At 41.5% G+C, this 18506-nt stretch carries 19 protein-coding genes; 6 read left to right on the top strand and 13 right to left on the bottom strand.

Features of this window, described 5'->3' with window-relative positions; translation table 11 throughout:
- The first annotated feature begins 38 nt into the window (after positions 1-38).
- The gene (locus AC4MCC_RS00280) at positions 39-683 is read left to right on the top strand and encodes an START domain-containing protein (protein ID WP_034704880.1); all 645 of its coding nucleotides are present in this window, start codon (positions 39-41) and stop codon (positions 681-683) included.
- Between the two features lie 49 nt (positions 684-732).
- Here the strand turns inward: AC4MCC_RS00280 and AC4MCC_RS00285 are convergent, their stop codons facing one another.
- A complete protein-coding gene (locus AC4MCC_RS00285) occupies positions 733-1908 on the bottom strand; it encodes an MFS transporter (protein WP_419375069.1) in 1176 nt (391 codons plus the stop codon).
- Between the two features lie 9 nt (positions 1909-1917).
- On the bottom strand, positions 1918-2724 hold the full coding sequence (dkgB, locus tag AC4MCC_RS00290; protein ID WP_419375070.1) for a 2,5-didehydrogluconate reductase DkgB: 807 nt from the start codon (positions 2722-2724) through the stop codon (positions 1918-1920).
- 113 nt (positions 2725-2837) lie between these two features.
- Between dkgB and AC4MCC_RS00295 the strand changes: the two genes are divergently transcribed.
- Positions 2838-3728: a LysR substrate-binding domain-containing protein gene (locus tag AC4MCC_RS00295; RefSeq protein ID WP_419375071.1), complete on the top strand. Its 891-nt coding sequence runs from the start codon at positions 2838-2840 to the stop codon at positions 3726-3728.
- Between the two features lie 85 nt (positions 3729-3813).
- Here AC4MCC_RS00295 and ahr read toward each other — a convergent pair whose 3' ends face one another.
- The 11 genes from ahr to AC4MCC_RS00350 form a co-directional block, all read right to left on the bottom strand.
- The gene (gene ahr / locus AC4MCC_RS00300) at positions 3814-4836 is read right to left on the bottom strand and encodes an NADPH-dependent aldehyde reductase Ahr (protein WP_419375072.1); all 1023 of its coding nucleotides are present in this window, start codon (positions 4834-4836) and stop codon (positions 3814-3816) included.
- Between the two features lie 4 nt (positions 4837-4840).
- A complete protein-coding gene (locus AC4MCC_RS00305; protein ID WP_419375073.1) occupies positions 4841-5422 on the bottom strand; it encodes a DNA-3-methyladenine glycosylase I in 582 nt (193 codons plus the stop codon).
- A 23-nt stretch (positions 5423-5445) separates the two neighbouring features.
- Positions 5446-5691: a hypothetical protein gene (locus tag AC4MCC_RS00310; RefSeq protein ID WP_004780440.1), complete on the bottom strand. Its 246-nt coding sequence runs from the start codon at positions 5689-5691 to the stop codon at positions 5446-5448.
- A 15-nt stretch (positions 5692-5706) separates the two neighbouring features.
- Positions 5707-6210, bottom strand: a complete 504-nt coding sequence (locus AC4MCC_RS00315) for a M23 family metallopeptidase (RefSeq protein ID WP_419375119.1) — start codon at positions 6208-6210, stop codon at positions 5707-5709.
- 90 nt (positions 6211-6300) lie between these two features.
- Positions 6301-7329, bottom strand: coding sequence for an A/G-specific adenine glycosylase (gene mutY, locus AC4MCC_RS00320; protein WP_491876347.1), 1029 nt, complete (start codon positions 7327-7329; stop codon positions 6301-6303).
- A 164-nt stretch (positions 7330-7493) separates the two neighbouring features.
- Positions 7494-7853 carry an HIT family protein gene (locus AC4MCC_RS00325; RefSeq protein WP_005233203.1) on the bottom strand — a complete coding sequence of 120 codons (360 nt, stop codon included), beginning with the start codon at positions 7851-7853 and terminating at the stop codon, positions 7494-7496.
- A gap of 79 nt (positions 7854-7932) precedes the next feature.
- Positions 7933-8667 (bottom strand): dienelactone hydrolase family protein, encoded by a 735-nt coding sequence (locus AC4MCC_RS00330; protein ID WP_491885495.1) that lies wholly within the window; start codon positions 8665-8667, stop codon positions 7933-7935.
- 163 nt (positions 8668-8830) lie between these two features.
- A complete protein-coding gene (gene bamJ / locus AC4MCC_RS00335) occupies positions 8831-9520 on the bottom strand; it encodes a BamJ family beta-barrel-assembly machinery protein (RefSeq protein ID WP_005233205.1) in 690 nt (229 codons plus the stop codon).
- A 48-nt stretch (positions 9521-9568) separates the two neighbouring features.
- Positions 9569-10273 (bottom strand): BamJ family beta-barrel-assembly machinery protein, encoded by a 705-nt coding sequence (gene bamJ / locus AC4MCC_RS00340; protein WP_125279709.1) that lies wholly within the window; start codon positions 10271-10273, stop codon positions 9569-9571.
- A 166-nt stretch (positions 10274-10439) separates the two neighbouring features.
- Positions 10440-12623, bottom strand: coding sequence for a polysaccharide biosynthesis tyrosine autokinase (locus AC4MCC_RS00345; protein ID WP_419375077.1), 2184 nt, complete (start codon positions 12621-12623; stop codon positions 10440-10442).
- 428 nt (positions 12624-13051) lie between these two features.
- Positions 13052-14128 (bottom strand): polysaccharide biosynthesis/export family protein, encoded by a 1077-nt coding sequence (locus AC4MCC_RS00350; RefSeq protein ID WP_179992915.1) that lies wholly within the window; start codon positions 14126-14128, stop codon positions 13052-13054.
- Positions 14129-14875: 747 nt separating this feature from the next.
- Here AC4MCC_RS00350 and rfbB point away from each other — a divergent pair.
- From rfbB to AC4MCC_RS00370, 4 genes are all read left to right on the top strand, one after another.
- The gene (rfbB, locus tag AC4MCC_RS00355) at positions 14876-15934 is read left to right on the top strand and encodes a dTDP-glucose 4,6-dehydratase (RefSeq protein ID WP_491885496.1); all 1059 of its coding nucleotides are present in this window, start codon (positions 14876-14878) and stop codon (positions 15932-15934) included.
- Positions 15934-16809 carry a glucose-1-phosphate thymidylyltransferase RfbA gene (rfbA, locus tag AC4MCC_RS00360; protein ID WP_104426847.1) on the top strand — a complete coding sequence of 292 codons (876 nt, stop codon included), beginning with the start codon at positions 15934-15936 and terminating at the stop codon, positions 16807-16809. Before rfbB ends, rfbA begins: the two co-directional genes overlap by 1 nt.
- A 5-nt stretch (positions 16810-16814) precedes the next feature.
- Positions 16815-17240 (top strand): sugar 3,4-ketoisomerase, encoded by a 426-nt coding sequence (locus AC4MCC_RS00365; RefSeq protein ID WP_491885497.1) that lies wholly within the window; start codon positions 16815-16817, stop codon positions 17238-17240.
- A 94-nt stretch (positions 17241-17334) separates the two neighbouring features.
- The gene (locus AC4MCC_RS00370) at positions 17335-18423 is read left to right on the top strand and encodes an acyltransferase family protein (RefSeq protein ID WP_491885498.1); all 1089 of its coding nucleotides are present in this window, start codon (positions 17335-17337) and stop codon (positions 18421-18423) included.
- Positions 18424-18506 lie beyond the last annotated feature (83 nt).

Here is an 18506-nt window from a genome sequence, read left to right on the forward strand (position 1 = left end):
ATAAAAATAACTTAAAACTAAAATAAGATGACAATGGAATGAAGAAATTAATATTAATGGCGTGTGCTGTAGCCTTTGCCGCTACAGCACAGTCGACCTCTGTGCAGAATGCCAAGCTCAGTATTAATAAAAATAATATTAAAGTCTGGACCTATCAGGATGAGCGGAATCCCGTTTTTCTCTATAAAGCCGAAACCACCTACAATGTCCCGATTGAGAATGCCGTCTCTTTAATTCTGGATGTTGATCATGCAGTGAAATGGGTGCCTTATATGGGCAGTATCAAGGTGCTGTCGCGTGATGATAAAAAAGGTGATTTTATCCTGTATATGGTGCTGGATTTTCCATTTCCTTTAAAAGATCGTGATCTGATTGTGCAGGGTAAAATGATCAAGGATGCAAATGGCCAGATCACCATCAAGAATAAAGCGATTCAGACCGGTTATGCCCTAAATCCGAATTATGTACGTTTGACTGATTATCAGGGAGACTGGACTTTCCAGAAACTGGCGAATAACAAGGTCAAGGTATCTACTTATGGTTATGCCAATCCTGAAGGTTCGATTCCTTTGACCTTTGTGAATATGTTTGTGCAGCAGCAGCCTTATCAGATGCTGCAAAAGATGAAAACCGAACTGGCTAAACCTGTGGCAACGCCTGTGTTACCTGAAGCTTTACGCTAAATAGCCAATAAAGAGTCCGCATCAGGCGGACTTTTTGATGAAGGAAATTTTAAGAGCATTGCTGCGCAGGAATATCTTGCTGTGGAGCCAGTTTCATTTGAATCACGACCAGAAGCAAAGCAACAGCACTGAGCCCAGCACCGGTAAATGAAACCGCACTATAGCTAAGTCCCAGATTTAGCACACTGGCTCCCGCAATCGCACCCAAAGCATTCCCGAGGTTAAAGGCACCAATATTTACCGAAGAAGCCAGTCCAGGCGCATCATAAGCCACGGACATGACTCGCATCTGTAAAGGTGGAACTACGGCAAAGGCAGCAGCACCCCAGATGATTAATGCCAGACCTGCGCCAAGAGCTGTGCTTGCCAGAATCGGGAAGAGCAGCATCATCAGCATGAGCAAGATTAAAAAGCCGATCAGGGTTTTATCTAAGGATAGGTCTGCAAACTTGCCACCCAGATGATTACCAATCGAGAAACCTACTCCAATTAGTACCAGCATCAAAGTAATCAATGCAGGGGAAGCCTGAGTAAAGCTTTGCAGACTTGGCGCAATATAAGTATAGAGAGCAAACATGGCACCCGCGCTCATCACGGTGGTCAATAAAGCTAACACCACTGGTAAACGGGTCAGGACTTGCAGCTCCTGCCTTACATCCGGTTTTTGGCTGCTTTGACCTTCAGGCAAGGCTTTCCATAGGGAGAACATGGTCAGCAAACCAAGCAGGGAAATACCCAGAAAAGCCGTACGCCAGCCGATATGTTGCCCTATCCAGGTTGCCAGTGGTACCCCGCCAATATTGGCAATGGTCAGGCCCATAAACATCATGGCTACGGCGCTGGCCTGTTTATCTTTCGGAACGACACTGGCCGCGACAACCGAACCAATTCCGAAGAAAGCACCATGGTTCAGGCTGGTGATGATGCGTGCTCCCATCAGCCCCAGATAATTAGGCGCTAATGTCGCCAGAATATTGCCAATCGTAAAAATCGCCATCAGTAAAATGAGAGATTTACGTTTGGAATAACGGCTTAACCAGAGGGTCATTAGCGGTGCACCCAACATCACCCCTAAGGCATAGGCACTGATCAGCATCCCGGCACGAGGAATCGAAATCTCCAGATCGCGGGCGATTTCTGGCAGAAAACCCATAGGAGAGAATTCAGTGGTACCAATTGCAAAGGCGCCAACCGCCAGTGCAAGCAAAGGAAAATTAATTTTCATGGTTTCTGCTTAGTCCCAGATAGGTGCCAGTTGTTCCGGATCGACTTCGCGGCCATTACGCTCCAGGGTACTGATCAAAGCCATTTCTTCTTGAGTCAGCTGTATCTCCTGCGCTGCCAGATTGGCAAGTAGATGTTCACGTTTGGTTGAAGATGGAATCACCGCAAAGCCTTTTTGTAAGGCCCAAGCCAGTGCAATTTGTGCAGTCGAAGCCTGATGCTGGGCAGCAATTCCTTGCAGGACAGGATCATTTAGCACTTTGCCATAGGCCAGTGTCATATAAGAGGTGACATCAATCTTCTGAGATTGTAGGAAATTGACCAGACGCTGATTTTGTAAATAAGGACTGAGTTCAATCTGGTTAGTGGCGATATGCTCCAGACCAATCGTATCAATGGCTTGTTGGGTCAGCTCAATATTGAAATTGGACACACCGATATGCTCTGTCAGACCTTGCTGTTTGGCTTCTAATAAAGTTTGCATCAGCTCAGGAATTTGAACGCCTAAGCGAGGAGCAGGCCAGTGAATGAGCGTCAGATTGACTGCATCGGTACGCAGTTTATGCAGGCTTTCTTTGAGGCTTGGAATCAGTTTGTCAGGTGCGTAATGATCTGTCCAGATTTTGGTGGTAATGAACAGCTCGTTACGATTGACCTGACTTTCTGCAATGGCCTGACCCACTTCCGCTTCATTGGCATAAATCTGTGCCGTATCCACGGCGCGATAACCGACTTCCAATGCTGTTTTGACTGAATCAATGACGGTCTGTCCAGACAGGCGAAAGGTACCAATACCAAATTGAGGAACAATATTCATAGCTTTAATCTTTAAGTATTTTCGATGTTGAGTATTTTGTGCTTTTTATTGTTGCGAAAAAATAGCTGAATTTGCAAAATATTATTGACTGAAAATCAATAAAAGAGTGACAAATGAAATCGACGATTGAAGAATTACAGGCTTTTGTCACTATTGTGGATAGTGGTTCTATCGTCATGGCGGCAGAACGTTTGGGGCAAACCACTTCGGGTGTCAGTCGGGCGCTGCAACGTCTGGAAAATAAATTAAATGTCACTCTTTTAGAAAGAACCACACGTAAACTCAAACTGACTCAAGAGGGCCAGCTATTTCTAGAAAAGGCGCGCAAAATTCTCAATGATTTGGCAGAAGCTGAGGATGCTTTGCTGAAATCAGATAGTGATACGTCAGGATTGATTCGGGTTGATTCAGCGACACCTTTTGTGCTGCATGTAATCGTGCCGCTAATTCAGGAATTTATGCAGCGCTATCCCCAGATTGAAATTGAACTGAATAATCATGATCAGGTGATTGATCTGCTGGAACATAAAACCGATGTCGCGATCCGCTTTGGAGAACTGCATGATTCCAGCCTGCATGCCAGATTATTATGCCGCAGCCGTTTGTATATTGTGGCTAGCCCTGAATATTTACAGCAAAAGGGCAGACCGCAATCAGTGGCAGATTTATCGGAGCATACTTTGCTGGGATTTAGTCAGCCTACGCATTTGAACACCTGGCCGATTCAGCTGAATGGCGAACCTATCATTGTAAAGCCAAAGATTAGAGCACCCAATGGGGAAACTGTCCGCCAATTGGCTTTATATGGGGTGGGTATTACTTGTCTGTCACGCTTTCTGGTTGAGGATGATTTACAGGTGGGTCGTTTAGAGGCACTATTTGAAGACCAGATTGAGCTGCATTATCAAAAAATTCATGCAGTCTATTACCGTCAGGAGCATCTGCCTAAACGGGTACATCTATTCATTGAATTTTTGGCTCAGAAGCTGGCTAAATATTTATAAACCAATTGTTTATAAATATAGTTATAAAAAATCTACCCTAACATGATGCTAGGGCAGATCTAAATTTACTGATGATCGGTACAAATTAGAAATCGGCTTTCAGTACAATCCGGTAACGGGCTTTGCCTGAATGCAGACATTCAATCGCCGCATTAATTTCCGACATGGGGAATAGTTCAATCTGTGGCGCAATATTTTTACGTGCCGCAAATTTTAGTAACTGACGTAAAGCTGCTGGTGAACCTGTCGGCGAGCCAGTCACAGATTTAGCACCACCAATCAGTGAACCTGCAGAAATTTGCATGGGTTCCAGTGGTAAGCCCAGCATATGTACAGTGCCATTTGGCGCTAAAGTTGATAAATAAGCCTGCCAGTCTAGTGTGACATTCACAGTACTCATTAATAGATCAAATTTACCACGGAGCGGTTTAAGCGCTGCTGGGTCGCGACTATTTACTACATGGTCTGCACCCATAGCTTTCAGCTCATCGGTTTTATCCAGATTTGAAGTAAAGGCGGTAATTTCACAACCCCACGCTTTCAGCAGCTTGATCGCCATATGTCCCAAACCGCCAATACCAATCACACCGACGTGGTGAATGGCCCGAATCTGGTGTTTCAGAATCGGATCAAATACAGTAATCCCGCCACAGAGCAGGGGACCGGCACTTTCCGGGTCGAGATCCTCAGGTAAGGGAATTACCCATTGCCAGCCAGCACGGACTTTATCCGCAAAACCGCCTGCATGACCCACAATGGTTGCAACCTGACCTCCGGTACACAGCACTTGCTGACCTGAAATACAAGGATCGCAATGTTGGCAGCTTTCCGCAGTCCAGCCAATACCGACACGTTGACCTACTTTTAGGCCTTTGGCTTCAGAACCCAGTTGCGTAATGGTGCCGATGACTTCATGTCCGGCCACCACAGGATAGACCGAAGATCCCCAGTCATTATTGAGTACTGAAATATCAGAATGGCATAGACCGCAGTATTCAACTTTCACTTCAACCTGATGCGGCTGAAGTTCACCCGCATCAAATTGATAAGGTTCCAGGGCGGCGCCGGCAGACATTGCGGCATAAGCTTGAATAGTATTATTGGACATAGATTCAGCTCTTATTTGAATGGGAGGATATTGTTTTAAAGTGACAGTGATTTTCATGGTCATCGACCATGCCGACTGCTTGCATAAAGGCATAACAGATCGTAGGACCGACAAACTTAAAGCCTGCTTTTTTTAAGGCTTTGGACATGTTCTGGCTTTCAATGGTTTGTGCTGGAGCCTGACGATAATCTGCAACATCATTATTTAACCGGGGCTGATGGGCAAAGGACCACAACCATGTGACCACATCAATTTCTTGAGATTTAAGCTGTTGCCAGGTCCGGGCATTATCACGAATCGCAGTTAGTTTACCGATATGCCGGATTAGACTAGCATCTTGCAGTTTTGCGGTGAGTTGCTCATCTGTAAAAGAAGCAATCGTTTCAATCGAATATTGAAAGAAATGTTTGCGATAAGATTCACGTTTTCTGAGTACGGTAATCCAGGCTAAACCGGCCTGTTGGCCTTCCAGACACAGCATTTCAAATAGGCGTTTTTCATCATGCAGCGCCTGTCCCCATTCCTGATCATGGTAAGCAGCATACAGAGAATCATCAGAGCACCAGCCACAGCGTTGGATCGTCAAGGGATGCTCCTTTTTTGATTATCTTATAATTTAAATGTCGTCCACTGATCTTGCTGATTGTCCCAGTAGGAGAGTTCTGCCTGCTGCAGATCACTGAACTGGATCCACATATCCTTACCACTTTTATCGGCATAACCAGTACTGATCAGAAGCGCCTCTTCGGTAATTTCCATGATCCAGCCCTGATAGGTCTGGCCATTGAGCACGATTTTCTGTTGATTGCCTGATTCAGCAAATTCGACCAGACGGTTGATCAACGCTTCTGACATGTAAACTTCCTAAAATTAACGTAAATATGGATAGGGGTTAACAACACCACGGCCCTTACCACTTAAATAGAGACCATAATGCAGATGTGGCGCGGTATGCCGGGCATTGCCAGTATTACCGACATAACCAATGACATCGCCCTTTTTGACATAGTCACCAACTTTCAGGCCACGCTTATGACCATCCAGATGTGCATAATAATGCCAGGCACCACCTGGACCCAGAATCCAGACTACTTTACCACCCAAATTGTTATTCCGTAAATCCGCGATCAGACCAGGCGTCGCACTGCGAACCTTGGTTCCACGTGGAGCCAGAATATCAATGCCCTCATGCAAACGGCCACTACTACGCGAAGCTCCCCAAGTATCTTTCAATTCACGAGCCTGGACCCGATCTACCGGAATCGGCAGAGAAGAGGGCATACGCATATGATTCAGTTTTTTGACCAGTGCCGGATTAAGCTGAACCGCAGAAGGATGTTTCGGTGCGCTATTACACGCCACCAGAAATAACATCACCAAAGAAAGTCCGACAAACGCAAGAGAATGGCGCAAAATATTTATCCTTAAATGAGGCCAGTATGATTCTTCTTGTTCCAGACTATGTCATAAATTTACGGTAGAAATCAATTTTTTCATGGCGGTTGGAATACCTGCATTGACTGCAGTTTCCGGGTTCATCCAGATGCCTTGTAACTCAATCGCCAGATGTTCCTGCTGATCTTCATCGACTGCAAAAACCATGGCTTCAAGCTGCCAGGTAAAATGGGTGAAACTGTGGCTGATCTGGGCTTTTTGTACGAGATTTTTCAGACCGAGTTGCTGGCACAGTTGTTCAAATGCATGAGTGTCTTCAATAATGGGCAGACACCAAAGCCCGCCCCAAAGACCACTATTAGGACGCTGTTGCCATAGCCATTCATCACCTGACTGGATCAACAGCACTTGAGCTGCTTTGACCGGTACCGGCTTTTTGGCTTTTTTAAAGGGCAATTCATTTTCCAGACCCTGCTGATGTGCCTTGCAATGTTGCTGCATCGGACAATACAGGCATAAAGGCTTTTTAGGAGTACAGACGGTCGCACCGAGATCCATAATCGCCTGGGTATAGTCATGATTCCGCTCAACCGGACATAATTGTTCAGCAAGCTCCCACAAGGCACGTTCATGAACCGGTTTAGACAGATCATCTTCGATCGCAAAAAACCGTGCCAGCACCCGTTTGACGTTGCCATCCATGATTACGCCGTACTGACGTAGACCTAAAGACATTAAAGCACCAGCGGTTGATCGGCCAATGCCGGGCAGGGCGATCCATTCTTCCAGGCTCGTCGGGAAATGGCCCTGACTTGCCACAATACCGGCTGCCTTATGCAAATTGCGGGCACGAGCATAATAGCCCAGCCCCGCCCAATAGGGTGCGACTTCATCCCAGGAAGCTGTACCGAGGTCCTGTACCGTCGGAAAACGCTGAATAAACCGCTCAAAATATTGCAACACGGTTTTGACCTGAGTCTGCTGTAGCATGATTTCAGAGACCCAGACTTTATAGGAATCATCAGCCACTTGCCACGGCAAATCATGGCGGCCATGCACATCAAACCATTCTAAAAGGGCATCTGAAAATACAAACATGAAAATAGAACAAACTGGAAAACGAGGCCTAGTATAACTGAAGAGACTCAGCTAAAAGATGAAAAGTCTGCTAAAACAGCGAGACTGTAAAAGAGTAAAAATGAATAAATAGAAGGGACAAGTGAACACTTCAAAAAGCATTCACTCAGCAAAAAATTAAATTCTTATTCTTCAATGCCCCAGCGTGCATCTAGCTTTAATACTTTGCCTTCATAACGCGGGATTATATGAATGTGTAAATGTTCTGATTTTTCCTGAAATACTTCGCCATCATTAAACCCGACATGAAAACCGGAAGGCTGATAGCGTAATTGCAGTTCATTACGAGCCTGTTCGAGTAAGGACATCATACTTTTACGTTCTTTATCTGTGATTTCAAAAAATGACGCCACATGACGTAATGGAGTAACTACATAATGTCCTTTGGACAGCGAGTTGGGTTCAGGTAACACGACAGCAAAATCATTTTTAGCCAGAATATCGTATTCGTCAAAATTACAGTACGGGCAGTTATTTTCAGTCATGATATTGGCTCCTTTCATTGAATTTATTTTTTTCATGTATGACCCAGCTCGATCATGAGCCGGATCAATTTATCTGTTATCAAGCGAGTTGTCGTGCCAGTAATTCATACATGGCAGCCAAGCTTTGTTTCTCTGCTTCAGCATTGTAGCCCAGATCTACACCATTGGCCTTGGCGCGCTCATCCGCAAGCGGGTTGCTAAATCCATGCTTGGCATTTTCAAATACAATCACATTATGCTCGACCTTAGCCGCCTGCATTTCTTCTTTAAAGCTGGCGACATCATCCAGGCTCACCATACTGTCCTTTTCACCATGTAGAACCAGAATTTCTGCCTGTACTTGGCCTTCTTGTGCAGGTGCTTTAGGAGACAGGTTTGCATGGAAAGTAGCCACAGCTTTTAACGGTGCATTTGAGCGAGCCAGATCCAGAGCCGCTTTACCGCCGTAGCAGAAACCAATCGCAGCCAGTTTTTCCGGATTGACTTCATCCTGTGCCGCCAAAGTATCTAAAGCAGCTTTCGCACGGTTCACAATAGTGTCCGGATCTTCAAACGTCTGCATCATCCATTGATAGGCCTGATCAGAGTTGGCGGTCACTTTCTTGTCACCATACATATCAATTGCCAGCGCTGCATATCCATGTTCCGCCAGTTCACGGGCACGCTGTTCAGTATAGTCATTGCGGCCCCACCATTCAGGTGCCACAATAACACCTGCCACAGGTGCATCAGTTTCTGGTGCGGCAAAATAACCAATCAAAGTGCTGCCATCCTGAGCAGTATATTGAATTTCGCGGGTCTTGATTGCTGCCATGCTGAAGTCCTCTATTGTTGTTGAATATTTTGATTAAACTATAAAATAGCAAAACTGCTATGAATATACATGAAAACCGCCAACTAATTCGTTTCTCATCAGTACAAAAAAAGAGAGGCAAATAATTTGCCTCTCTTTTTAATTTTTAAAATTAAAGGAATTTTTATTTAATAATTTCCAGTAGTTCGATATCAAAGATCAGGGTACTATTTGGTTCAATAATATCTCCCGAACCAATCTGTCCATAGGCCAGATCAGCAGGAATAAAGAAACGGTATTTAGCACCGACTTTCATGAGCTGTAAGCCTTCTGTCCAGCCAGTAATCACCTGGGTGGTACGGAAATCGACTGGCTGCTGGCGGGCAATCGAACTGTCAAAAACGGTACCATCAATCAGGCGACCTTCATAATGCACGCGGACATTACTGTTAGCACTTGGTGATTTCCCTTTACCTTCTTTCAGCACCAGGTATTGCAGACCAGATTTGGTGGTTTTAACGCCGGGCTTTTTGGCATTTTCCTGCAAGAAGGCTTTGCCAGCTTTGGCATTTTCTTCAGCTTTCTGTTTCAGCACAATCAGTTCTTTGGCATCACTTTGACGTTTATACTGAGTCAGTACCTGGGTCATTTCTTCATCGCTTAAACTGGATTTTTGTCCAGCAGCGGCTGTCTTTAAGCCCTGGCTAAATGCATCTAAATCAAGATCCTTTAAAGTGTCAGCATTACTGCGCCCCATCAGATAACCAAAGCTATAGCCAATCTTCTCAGCTTCACTACTTGTATTATTGATCTCTTTAGCAAAAAGGCTGCCTGAACTGAGCAGCAAAACCATTAAACTGATTTGTATTTTCATTATCAATTCTCAAAAATAAAGGAGAGCTGATCGCTCTCCCTATTTGTATTATTTTACTTCGATTAATTCCACATCAAAAATCAAAGTGCTATGTGGAGGAATCGTACCAGGGACACCCTGTTCACCATAACCCAGATTTGACGGAATATATAGAGTTGCCTTACCGCCTTCTTTCATCAGCTGCAGACCTTCAGTCCAGCCTGGAATGACCTGATTTAATGGAAACTCGATCGGTTCGCCGCGTTCTACTGAACTGTCAAATACAGTGCCATCTACCAGTTTACCGGTGTAATGTACTTTCACAATTGAAGAGGCTTTTGGCTGTTTACCTGTACCTTCTTTAGTGACTTGGTATTGTAAGCCGGAAGCAGTTGTTTTAATGCCTGCTTTTTTCGCATTTTCAGTCAGGAAAGTATCACTTGAAGCTTGAGCTTGTTTTGCACTATCAAGCTGCTTTTGTTGCATTTCTTTCTGGAACTGCTCATAAGCTGCCTGTAATTCTTCTTCCGTATAGGCAGGTGCAGAACGCGCATGTCCTTCACGTACACCGGTCACAAAACTGTTAATGTCCAGCTCAGGAGGAGTTTGGTGAGCCACTTCATAACCGAGTGCATAGCTGATTTTAGAGACAGCAGAGGCATCTTTAGATGCTTTTGTAGTTTGAGTAGCAGGGTTTTGAGTTGCATAGTAAACAGGTACTAGCGCGGCACCGCCTAAAAGAACAGCGACGGCAATCGGTAAGGCCTTACTCATGTATTTGTCCAATCTAATGTTATCGTTGAGGTTCAGTCCATCTTAGCAGAAAATTTTAAGAAATCTTGTAGAACGGGTGGTTTTTTAGCAAGTGAATACCTGCATTTGGTACGACTCAAAAAAGAAAAAACCAGCAATGATTGCTGGTTTTTTGGGAGCTATCAGATTAGCTGGTTTTGGCTTTCGGCTTATAACTATACGTATAATCATAGCTATAGCTGCCACCGGCTGAACGCTGGATATCGTTCAGGATCAGACCATTGACAGTACTGCCAGCCTGTTTAAAACGGTTTACTGTAAGCGCCAGTTCCTTCATCTGGGTTTTTGCATAGCGCGCTACAACCAGATTGAGTCCGACGTATCGGGATACAATGATCGCATCCGTAACAGCCAGTACCGGTGGAGTATCAATGATAATATGATCATAGTGCGGGATCAGTTTTTGCAACAATTCCTGGAAGCGTTCTGAATTTAGAAGCTCGGCTGGATTAGTTGCATTTTCACCACAGCTGATGACATTTAAGTTCGGCACATTGGTAGTTTGTACCACTTTATCCAAAGATACGTGTTCATTCAGATATTCAGTTAATCCATACTGGTTATCCAGATTAAAATATTTGTGTATATGACCACGGCGCAGGTCTGCATCAATGATCAGTACACGCTTATTTTTCTCTGCCATGATGACTGCCAGATTGCTGGCAACAAAAGATTTTCCAACTTTTGGTGCTGGCCCTGAAATCATCATGATATTGTTTTTAGCCTGAGTCAGGGCAAAGTGGCTCGCTGTACGAATGCTTCTTAAGCTTTCAACTGCCATATCATCACTGTGTTTCAGTGCCAATAAGAAAGGCATTTTTTTCTTTTTCAGTAATTTCAGGCCAGGCTTCTGAACAGTAGAGTGAGCGATATTGGCATAGACTGGAAGATCCAGCTGGTATTCGATCTGACTGCTATCTTTCACACCAGACCGTAACATGTTACGGAATAATGCCACCAGGATGCCCAGGAAAATACCAAAGCAGAAGGTTAAAAATAAAATCAGTGGCTGTTTCTGTTGAATCTGGTCAACTGGCTCAAGTGCGGTATCAATAATATGAACATTACCGCTTTCACCTGCTTTAGCAACACTCAGTTGCTGATAAGAATTTACTAGATTGGTATACAGTTGCTGTTTCACCTCAACATCACGAGATAGTTGTAAATACTGGCGTTGAATCTCTGGAATATTTTTAAGTGTTGAATTCAATTCACGAATCTTGCCATTCACTACGCGAAGTTGGGCGGTAATTTCACGCATGGCTGGATGGGCAGCTGCATACTTGGCACCTATTTCCGCCTGTCTCTGTTCAAGTAGAGCTCTTTGTGATTCTAAATTAACACTTTGATTTAAATATAATTCTGACTCTCTGGTGATATCAACAGTATTATATTTTTGGCGGAAGCGATTGAAGGCAAACTCTGCATCATCAAGCTGTTTCCGTAGATCAGGCAATTGTTCATCCAGGAAAGCCAGTGTTCGTGCAGTGTCTGTTGAACGGCGTGTAATATTATGCTGGCTGTAAACTGCTAAAATCGTATTCAGGACTTTAGTAATGTGCTGTTTATCTTGACCCTGATAGCGAAGTTGCAAAACGCCGCTCAGATCACCTTTTTCTGTAATCGTATAATTGGCAAGAATAGAATCGATCGCTGCAGGCAATGAGAGCTTTTTCACCTGATAGCTGTTATCAAGATTATCTTGAGTAAAGATGGCAATTTTCCAGTCACCCTGTGCAGCTTTAGCCTCAACCGGCTGGTTTAATGCGCCTTGAAAGACGATTTCTTCGGTCAGTGGATTGATCAGGCTAAAGCTCTGTTGTTGAAATTTCAGCAGCAGATTTTTATCCAGATAAGCTACAGGGACTTCAAACTGACGGATATCAAAACTTTTTTGACCATCTTTAAAGCGTACAGTTTCGGTCTGATATTCAGTTTGAGAAGTTCTGCCTTGAATCAAACGGTTAATAAAAGAGTCTTCGGTGCTGGCAATATGCAGATCCAGATTTAAACGGTCAATTACGGATTCGAGAATCGTACGTGATTTTAAAACCTCAATCTCGGCATTGGATGAAGACATCTGACTCACAATGCTGGATAGGCTACCAAGTAAAGCAGCTGAAGAGCCTCTACTTTCTTCGACCTGGACGATTGCATCAACCTTATAGTTAATCGCTGCGGTACGTATGTAAAGCAGCACTACAATCAGGCTGAGCAAACCACATAGCAGGATGAGCTTCCATTGCGCGAGCAGGGAAAAGAACACCCCTTTTAGGTCAATCATATTATCGGTATTGTTATTTTTGTTCATAATTTTACTATCTAAAAGTTTAAAAGTGATTTTTCCAGTCATTGATGCCGTTTTGAATTAACTCAAAACGGCATCAATGACTTGCTGCCCCTGCGAGAAAGGATCCTCAATATTCTGTTTTTTTATCCTCTCTGAGTATGTCGAGTCCGCTAAAGACCAGACATTCTGATTATGATCAGAATAATGTTGTCTTTAATTTAATCTGTTTCATATTCGGTTTTTGAGCACCATGGAGTTGCAGGTGAAGTCCATGGAGGAATTAAAAATAGTGTTTTTATTGCTAGTCCCGGTCATTATTTCAATGACCCAACCTTATAGATTTAATCTGAAAATACGGGTAGATATTATAAATAAATGTTTAGCTATTGATTGATGATCAACATGTCCAAAACAGATTGCTAAAAGATTTTTAATTTTCATACTTTCACCTATCGTATAGCTGAACCAGCGACATATGAAAATGGAAGAATCTGGCTCACTACACGTTCCCAACGGGTCAGACCGGTAGCATCAACATAGACAATATCGTTACTATTCATCTTGAACTGTTTAGCCAGACCAAAATCTCCCAGATTTTTTAGACTTAAGTGATAGATTTCAGTCATCTTGTTGTCAGAATTGCCACGCAAGACATAAATTCGACTCGGATTGGCAGAATATGGATTAATCCCTTCGCTTTCACCCAGTACATCAGCGAGTGTCATGCCCTGATCACGGATAGGTAATGGTTTATTGGTGCCGGCTTCACCCATGACATAGATTTTCTGGTTTTCCCGAGGACTGATATACAGCGTGTCATTGGGTTGAATCAGTAGCTTATGCAAGGAATAACCCGCTTTTTCCAAAGCAATCGTATTCAGATCATAGGTCACTCCTTGGCGTACGAGCTGGATTGAAGTGGAATCACCTTGCTCATTAATCCCGCCAGCCAGGCCCAGCGCCGTATACACACTTACCGGCTGATCAGTCAGATAAAATTGTCCAGCTGATTTCACATTCCCTACTACTGAATAACGCTGTCCCTGATAGGAAATCACTCTCACGACCACATCTGGATTATTCAAATAAGGAATTAACAGACGTCGTACTTCCTGATTCACTTGTGGAAGGGTTTTCCCGGCTGCTTTATAACGATTGATGAATGGAAACTGGATATAACCATTCCGGTCAATTTGATAACCATTGTTATTGTCACTAGCTGTAGGAACTGCACTAATTTCAGGATAAGCCCATAACTGGAAAGATAAAATATCTCCTGGATTCAAGCGGTAATCCTGCACCTCAGTCTGAAAGAGAGGAGTATAATGACTGAGATTATGCGTTTGCGCAGACTGTACTACAGGTAATGTATCCTGAGTCAGTTTCACCAGATTGACTGGAGTTCCCAGTTCAGTTTGATAGATTCCTTCTGTCGGTAAATCATACGTTTGAAAGCCGGATGTTGCTGCACATCCAACCAGAGATAGGCTTAAGGTAAAAGTACCTAAAAGGTGTCTATAGTTCACTTGAAACCCCTTTATTTTTATATGTTCAGAATTGGTATTTATTAATAATTATTAATTTTTTTGAATTCGGTTTATGTGATTAACGTCTAAAAAATATAATAGATCACATACCTTGTCTATAGCTATTCTTAAGTCAATTTAATAAGTCTGAGCTGAAATTTAACTGTAAGATTGACGAAAATAGACGTGAAACCGTGATTAAATAAGCTGTAGAGATATAGTGAATTGCTTAAGATGACATAAGAATATTAATTGTTTCCAATTGTTATTTTTTAAATAAGTACTGTTCTTCAGTGATAGAAGGAATTAAGCCCTGAAATTAATATAGAAAAGTATTTTCATATAATTTTTATTTAATCTAGAGGTTTTTTAGATCATTGATTTTTCTTAATATTCAATTATATTTTAATGGATTTTAAAATAATTTATTTTTATAGTAATCAAAATAATCTGTTGTTAATTAAAATAATATTTAATTAGTTTAGGTGATTGTTAAATTAATATTAGTGGAAAATTATCTAAAAACTTGAAACCTATATCAGATGGATTAAGTTTAAAAAAAATTATCCAGATTTTTAAAATGTAACTACATTTGATGATTAGCTGTTCTATGGGTGGTTTGTGTAATAAAATTAATATATCTTATAGACAAATCAATAAAAACAGATATGCCTAGACGGCAACAACACATTAAAAATAATTTGTGAAAAGTAAAATAAAAAATATTAAAGGATAATCAAAATGGTGATGAATATATTGGTAACCGGTGGGGCCGGTTTTATTGGATCTGCCGTCATTCGACATCTCATCAACGAGACGGAACATCATGTATTAAATGTTGATAAGTTAACTTATGCAGGTAATCTGGAGTCACTTATTTCTGTATTGGATCATCCCCGTTATCAATTTGCGCAAACTGATATTTGCGACCATGTACCTTTAACCCGATTATTCTCAGAGTTTCAGCCAGATATCGTTATGCATCTGGCTGCAGAGTCTCATGTGGATCGTTCGATTGATGGTCCGGCAGAATTTATAAATACAAACATTGTGGGAACTTACACCTTACTAGAAGTAGCTCGAAAGTATTGGCAAAACCTATCTACGATTAAAAAGTCTAGATTCAAATTCCATCATATTTCAACGGATGAAGTATATGGAGACTTAGAAGGTACAACAGACTTATTTACTGAAACTACGCCTTATTTACCAAGCTCACCTTATTCAGCGAGTAAAGCCAGTTCGGATCATTTGGTTCGGGCCTGGCATAGAACCTACGGTTTGCCAGTCGTAGTCACGAACTGTTCAAATAATTATGGTCCTTATCACTTTCCTGAAAAATTGATTCCTTTAATGATCTTAAATGCCCTGGATGGGAAGTCATTGCCAGTTTATGGCAATGGTCAACAGATCCGGGATTGGCTTTTTGTAGAAGATCATGCGCGTGCTTTATATCAGGTTGCTACCGAAGGCACCGTAGGGGAAACCTACAATATCGGGGGGCATAATGAAAAACAGAATATTGAGGTAGTTAAAACCATCTGCAAAATTCTGGATGAGCTCAAACCCCGTCCGGAGGGAAAAATTTATGAAAGTCTCATCACTTTTGTTAACGATCGGCCAGGGCATGATTTGCGTTATGCAATTGATGCTTCAAAAATCGAGCGCGAACTAGGCTGGAAGCCCCAAGAGTCCTTTGAAACAGGTATCCGGAAAACGGTGCAATGGTATCTGAATAATCTGGAATGGTGTCAGCGTGTTCAGGATGGTTCTTATCAGCGTGAACGTTTAGGGGAGGCAGTATAATGTTAAGAACAACAAAAGGGATTATCTTGGCGGGCGGCTCAGGTACACGTTTGCATCCTATTACCAAAGGAATCTCAAAACAGTTACTTCCAATTTATGACAAACCAATGGTTTATTACCCCTTATCGGTATTAATGTTGGCCGGTATTCGTGAAGTCCTAGTGATTAGTACACCAGAAGATATTGAAGGGTTTAAGCGCTTATTAGGGGATGGTTCACAATTTGGCATGGAGCTGAGCTATGCGATTCAGCCTCGTCCTGATGGTCTAGCACAGGCCTTTATCTTGGGTGAAAAATTTATCGGTCAAAGTAATGTATGTCTGGTATTAGGCGATAATATTTTCTATGGTCAAGGTTTTACACCGATGTTACGTCAGGCGGCAGCACGGCAAAAAGGTGCAACAGTATTTGGCTATCAGGTGAAAGATCCTGAACGCTTTGGCGTCGTAGAATTTGATGAACAGCAACGGGTAATTTCAATCGAAGAAAAACCCCAAAATCCAAAATCTAACTTTGCGGTGACGGGTTTATATTTTTATGACAATGATGTCATCCAGATTGCCAAACAGGTCAAACCTTCTGAACGGGGTGAGCTGGAAATTACCTCGATTAACCAGGCTTATCTGGAACGCGGTGATTTAAATGTTGAACTGCTGGGACGTGGATTTGCCTGGTTAGATACAGGTACCCAAGGGAGTTTGCTTGAAGCCGCTCAATTTGTTGAAACATTGGAAAGACGTCAAGGTTATAAGGTTGCCTGCCTGGAAGAAATTGCCTTAAACAATGGCTGGTTGAGCAAAGAGCAAGTTTTAGCGATTGGTCACACCATGCATAAAAATGGCTACGGTCAATATCTGATTTCTTTGGTGGGATAATAAGCATGAATTTAATTGAGTGGATTGAATTACCTAACCTGGGAGATCACCGTGGCAGTCTGGTCGTCGCAGAAGCCAATCGAAATATACCCTTCAGTATACAGCGACTTTATTATATTGCTGGTGCTCAACCTGATGTTCCACGTGGGTTCCATGCACATAAGCAACTTCGACAGATTGCTTTTGGAATTCAAGGTAGCTGTAAAATGCTGATGAATAATGGCAAAGAAAAACAGGAAGTTTTAATCGCTCAATCTAATAAGGGGTTATTGATCCCACCTATGGTTTGGCATGAGATGCATGATTTTTCAGAAGATTGCATCCTATTAGTACTGGCAAGTGATTACTATGATGAAAGTGATTACATTCGTAATTATGACCAGTTTCTAAAAGAAGTAGACCAGACTTTGGTTGAGCAGATCATTAAATAATAAAATTAATTCATTAGAATGAAGGCCTTGCTAAAGAAGAAGCTTCAAAAGATAGAATTAAAAAATAATAATAAATATCAAGGAGATATATGGCGTGATTAAGCCGCTTACATCATTGCGTATGTTTTTCGCACTTTTTGTTTTTCTGAGTCATTTGGCTTTTCTAAAAGGAACAGACTATGCCAATATTTTTAATAGTATTTTTGACGAAGGCTTTTTAGGGGTCAGCTTTTTCTTTATTTTGAGTGGATTTATCTTAGCCTACAATTATAAAGAAAAGTTTTTAATCGGAAATATTTCGAAAAGAGAATTTTATATTTCTCGTCTAGCCAGAATATATCCAGTACATATTGCCACAACAGCACTGGTATTTTTATTAACCTTTGCTCAGTCTGGGAAAGGTTGGGAATATTTAATCCAGCATGTTTTTCTGATACAAAGCTTTTTTACATCAGAAGAGATCTATTTTTCATTGAATTCTCCTTCCTGGAGCATCTCGGATGAAATGTTCTTCTACCTGCTGTTTCCATTTGTATTTTTGATTTCTGAAAAAATCAGAAGTTATATTTTTATACTATATCTTATAGGTATTTTGATTCTAAATATTCAGCTTGATAAAAATCAGGATCACTATTGGTTATATATTTCGCCATATATACGTTTTTCTGACTTCTTACTCGGTATTATTCTTTTTGATATTTTTGAAAAAGTAAATGTGGGCTATTCCAAAATTAAGCAACCTATAGTTATATTTGAATTAGGGGCTATTTTACTTTTTATTTTATTCTTTGTATTTCATAATAAAATAGATATAAGTTATAGATATTCAATTTATTATTGGGTGCCTATGGCAGCAATTATTTTAATTTTTTCCCTGTCTCATGTTGCCCAGAAAAAAAGTATAATTACCCAGTTTTTATCAAATAAATACATGGTATTAGCAGGGGAAATCAGTTTTTCTTTTTACTTGCTACATGTTTTGGAAATACAAATTTTAAATTATATAAGAAAAATATTTTTATTGAATATGGACTTAATGCTGTTTTCCTTTTTTATATTTATTGTCACTCTAATCGCTAGCTTTTTAATGTATAGGTTTATTGAAAAACCACTAAATAAGAAAGTAAAACAATTTTTATTGGAGCCAAGCTTTAAATCTAAAGGTTATGAACTAAATAAATAGGATTGTATTTAAATACTATAGGTATATTAATTTTAATTAATATGAGATTAAAAAATAAATATAAATTTTTATATGAGATTGAT

Source organism: Acinetobacter sp. CAU_H_56 (assembly GCF_058599425.1).

Excerpts from the sequence above, each read along its gene's own strand:
- AC4MCC_RS00280 (WP_034704880.1), top strand. The coding sequence starts at position 39 with ATGAAGAAATTAATATTAATGGCGTGTGCTGTAGCCTTTGCCGCTACA.
- AC4MCC_RS00285 (WP_419375069.1), bottom strand. The coding sequence starts at position 1,908 with ATGAAAATTAATTTTCCTTTGCTTGCACTGGCGGTTGGCGCCTTTGCA.
- dkgB (WP_419375070.1), bottom strand. The coding sequence starts at position 2,724 with ATGAATATTGTTCCTCAATTTGGTATTGGTACCTTTCGCCTGTCTGGA.
- AC4MCC_RS00295 (WP_419375071.1), top strand. The coding sequence starts at position 2,838 with ATGAAATCGACGATTGAAGAATTACAGGCTTTTGTCACTATTGTGGAT.
- ahr (WP_419375072.1), bottom strand. The coding sequence starts at position 4,836 with ATGTCCAATAATACTATTCAAGCTTATGCCGCAATGTCTGCCGGCGCC.
- AC4MCC_RS00310 (WP_004780440.1), bottom strand. The coding sequence starts at position 5,691 with ATGTCAGAAGCGTTGATCAACCGTCTGGTCGAATTTGCTGAATCAGGC.
- AC4MCC_RS00315 (WP_419375119.1), bottom strand. The coding sequence starts at position 6,210 with ATGTTATTTCTGGTGGCGTGTAATAGCGCACCGAAACATCCTTCTGCG.
- mutY (WP_491876347.1), bottom strand. The coding sequence starts at position 7,329 with ATGTTTGTATTTTCAGATGCCCTTTTAGAATGGTTTGATGTGCATGGC.
- AC4MCC_RS00325 (WP_005233203.1), bottom strand. The coding sequence starts at position 7,853 with ATGACTGAAAATAACTGCCCGTACTGTAATTTTGACGAATACGATATT.
- AC4MCC_RS00330 (WP_491885495.1), bottom strand. The coding sequence starts at position 8,667 with ATGGCAGCAATCAAGACCCGCGAAATTCAATATACTGCTCAGGATGGC.
- bamJ (WP_005233205.1), bottom strand. The coding sequence starts at position 9,520 with ATGAAAATACAAATCAGTTTAATGGTTTTGCTGCTCAGTTCAGGCAGC.
- bamJ (WP_125279709.1), bottom strand. The coding sequence starts at position 10,273 with ATGAGTAAGGCCTTACCGATTGCCGTCGCTGTTCTTTTAGGCGGTGCC.
- AC4MCC_RS00345 (WP_419375077.1), bottom strand. The coding sequence starts at position 12,623 with ATGAACAAAAATAACAATACCGATAATATGATTGACCTAAAAGGGGTG.
- rfbB (WP_491885496.1), top strand. The coding sequence starts at position 14,876 with ATGAATATATTGGTAACCGGTGGGGCCGGTTTTATTGGATCTGCCGTC.
- rfbA (WP_104426847.1), top strand. The coding sequence starts at position 15,934 with ATGTTAAGAACAACAAAAGGGATTATCTTGGCGGGCGGCTCAGGTACA.
- AC4MCC_RS00365 (WP_491885497.1), top strand. The coding sequence starts at position 16,815 with ATGAATTTAATTGAGTGGATTGAATTACCTAACCTGGGAGATCACCGT.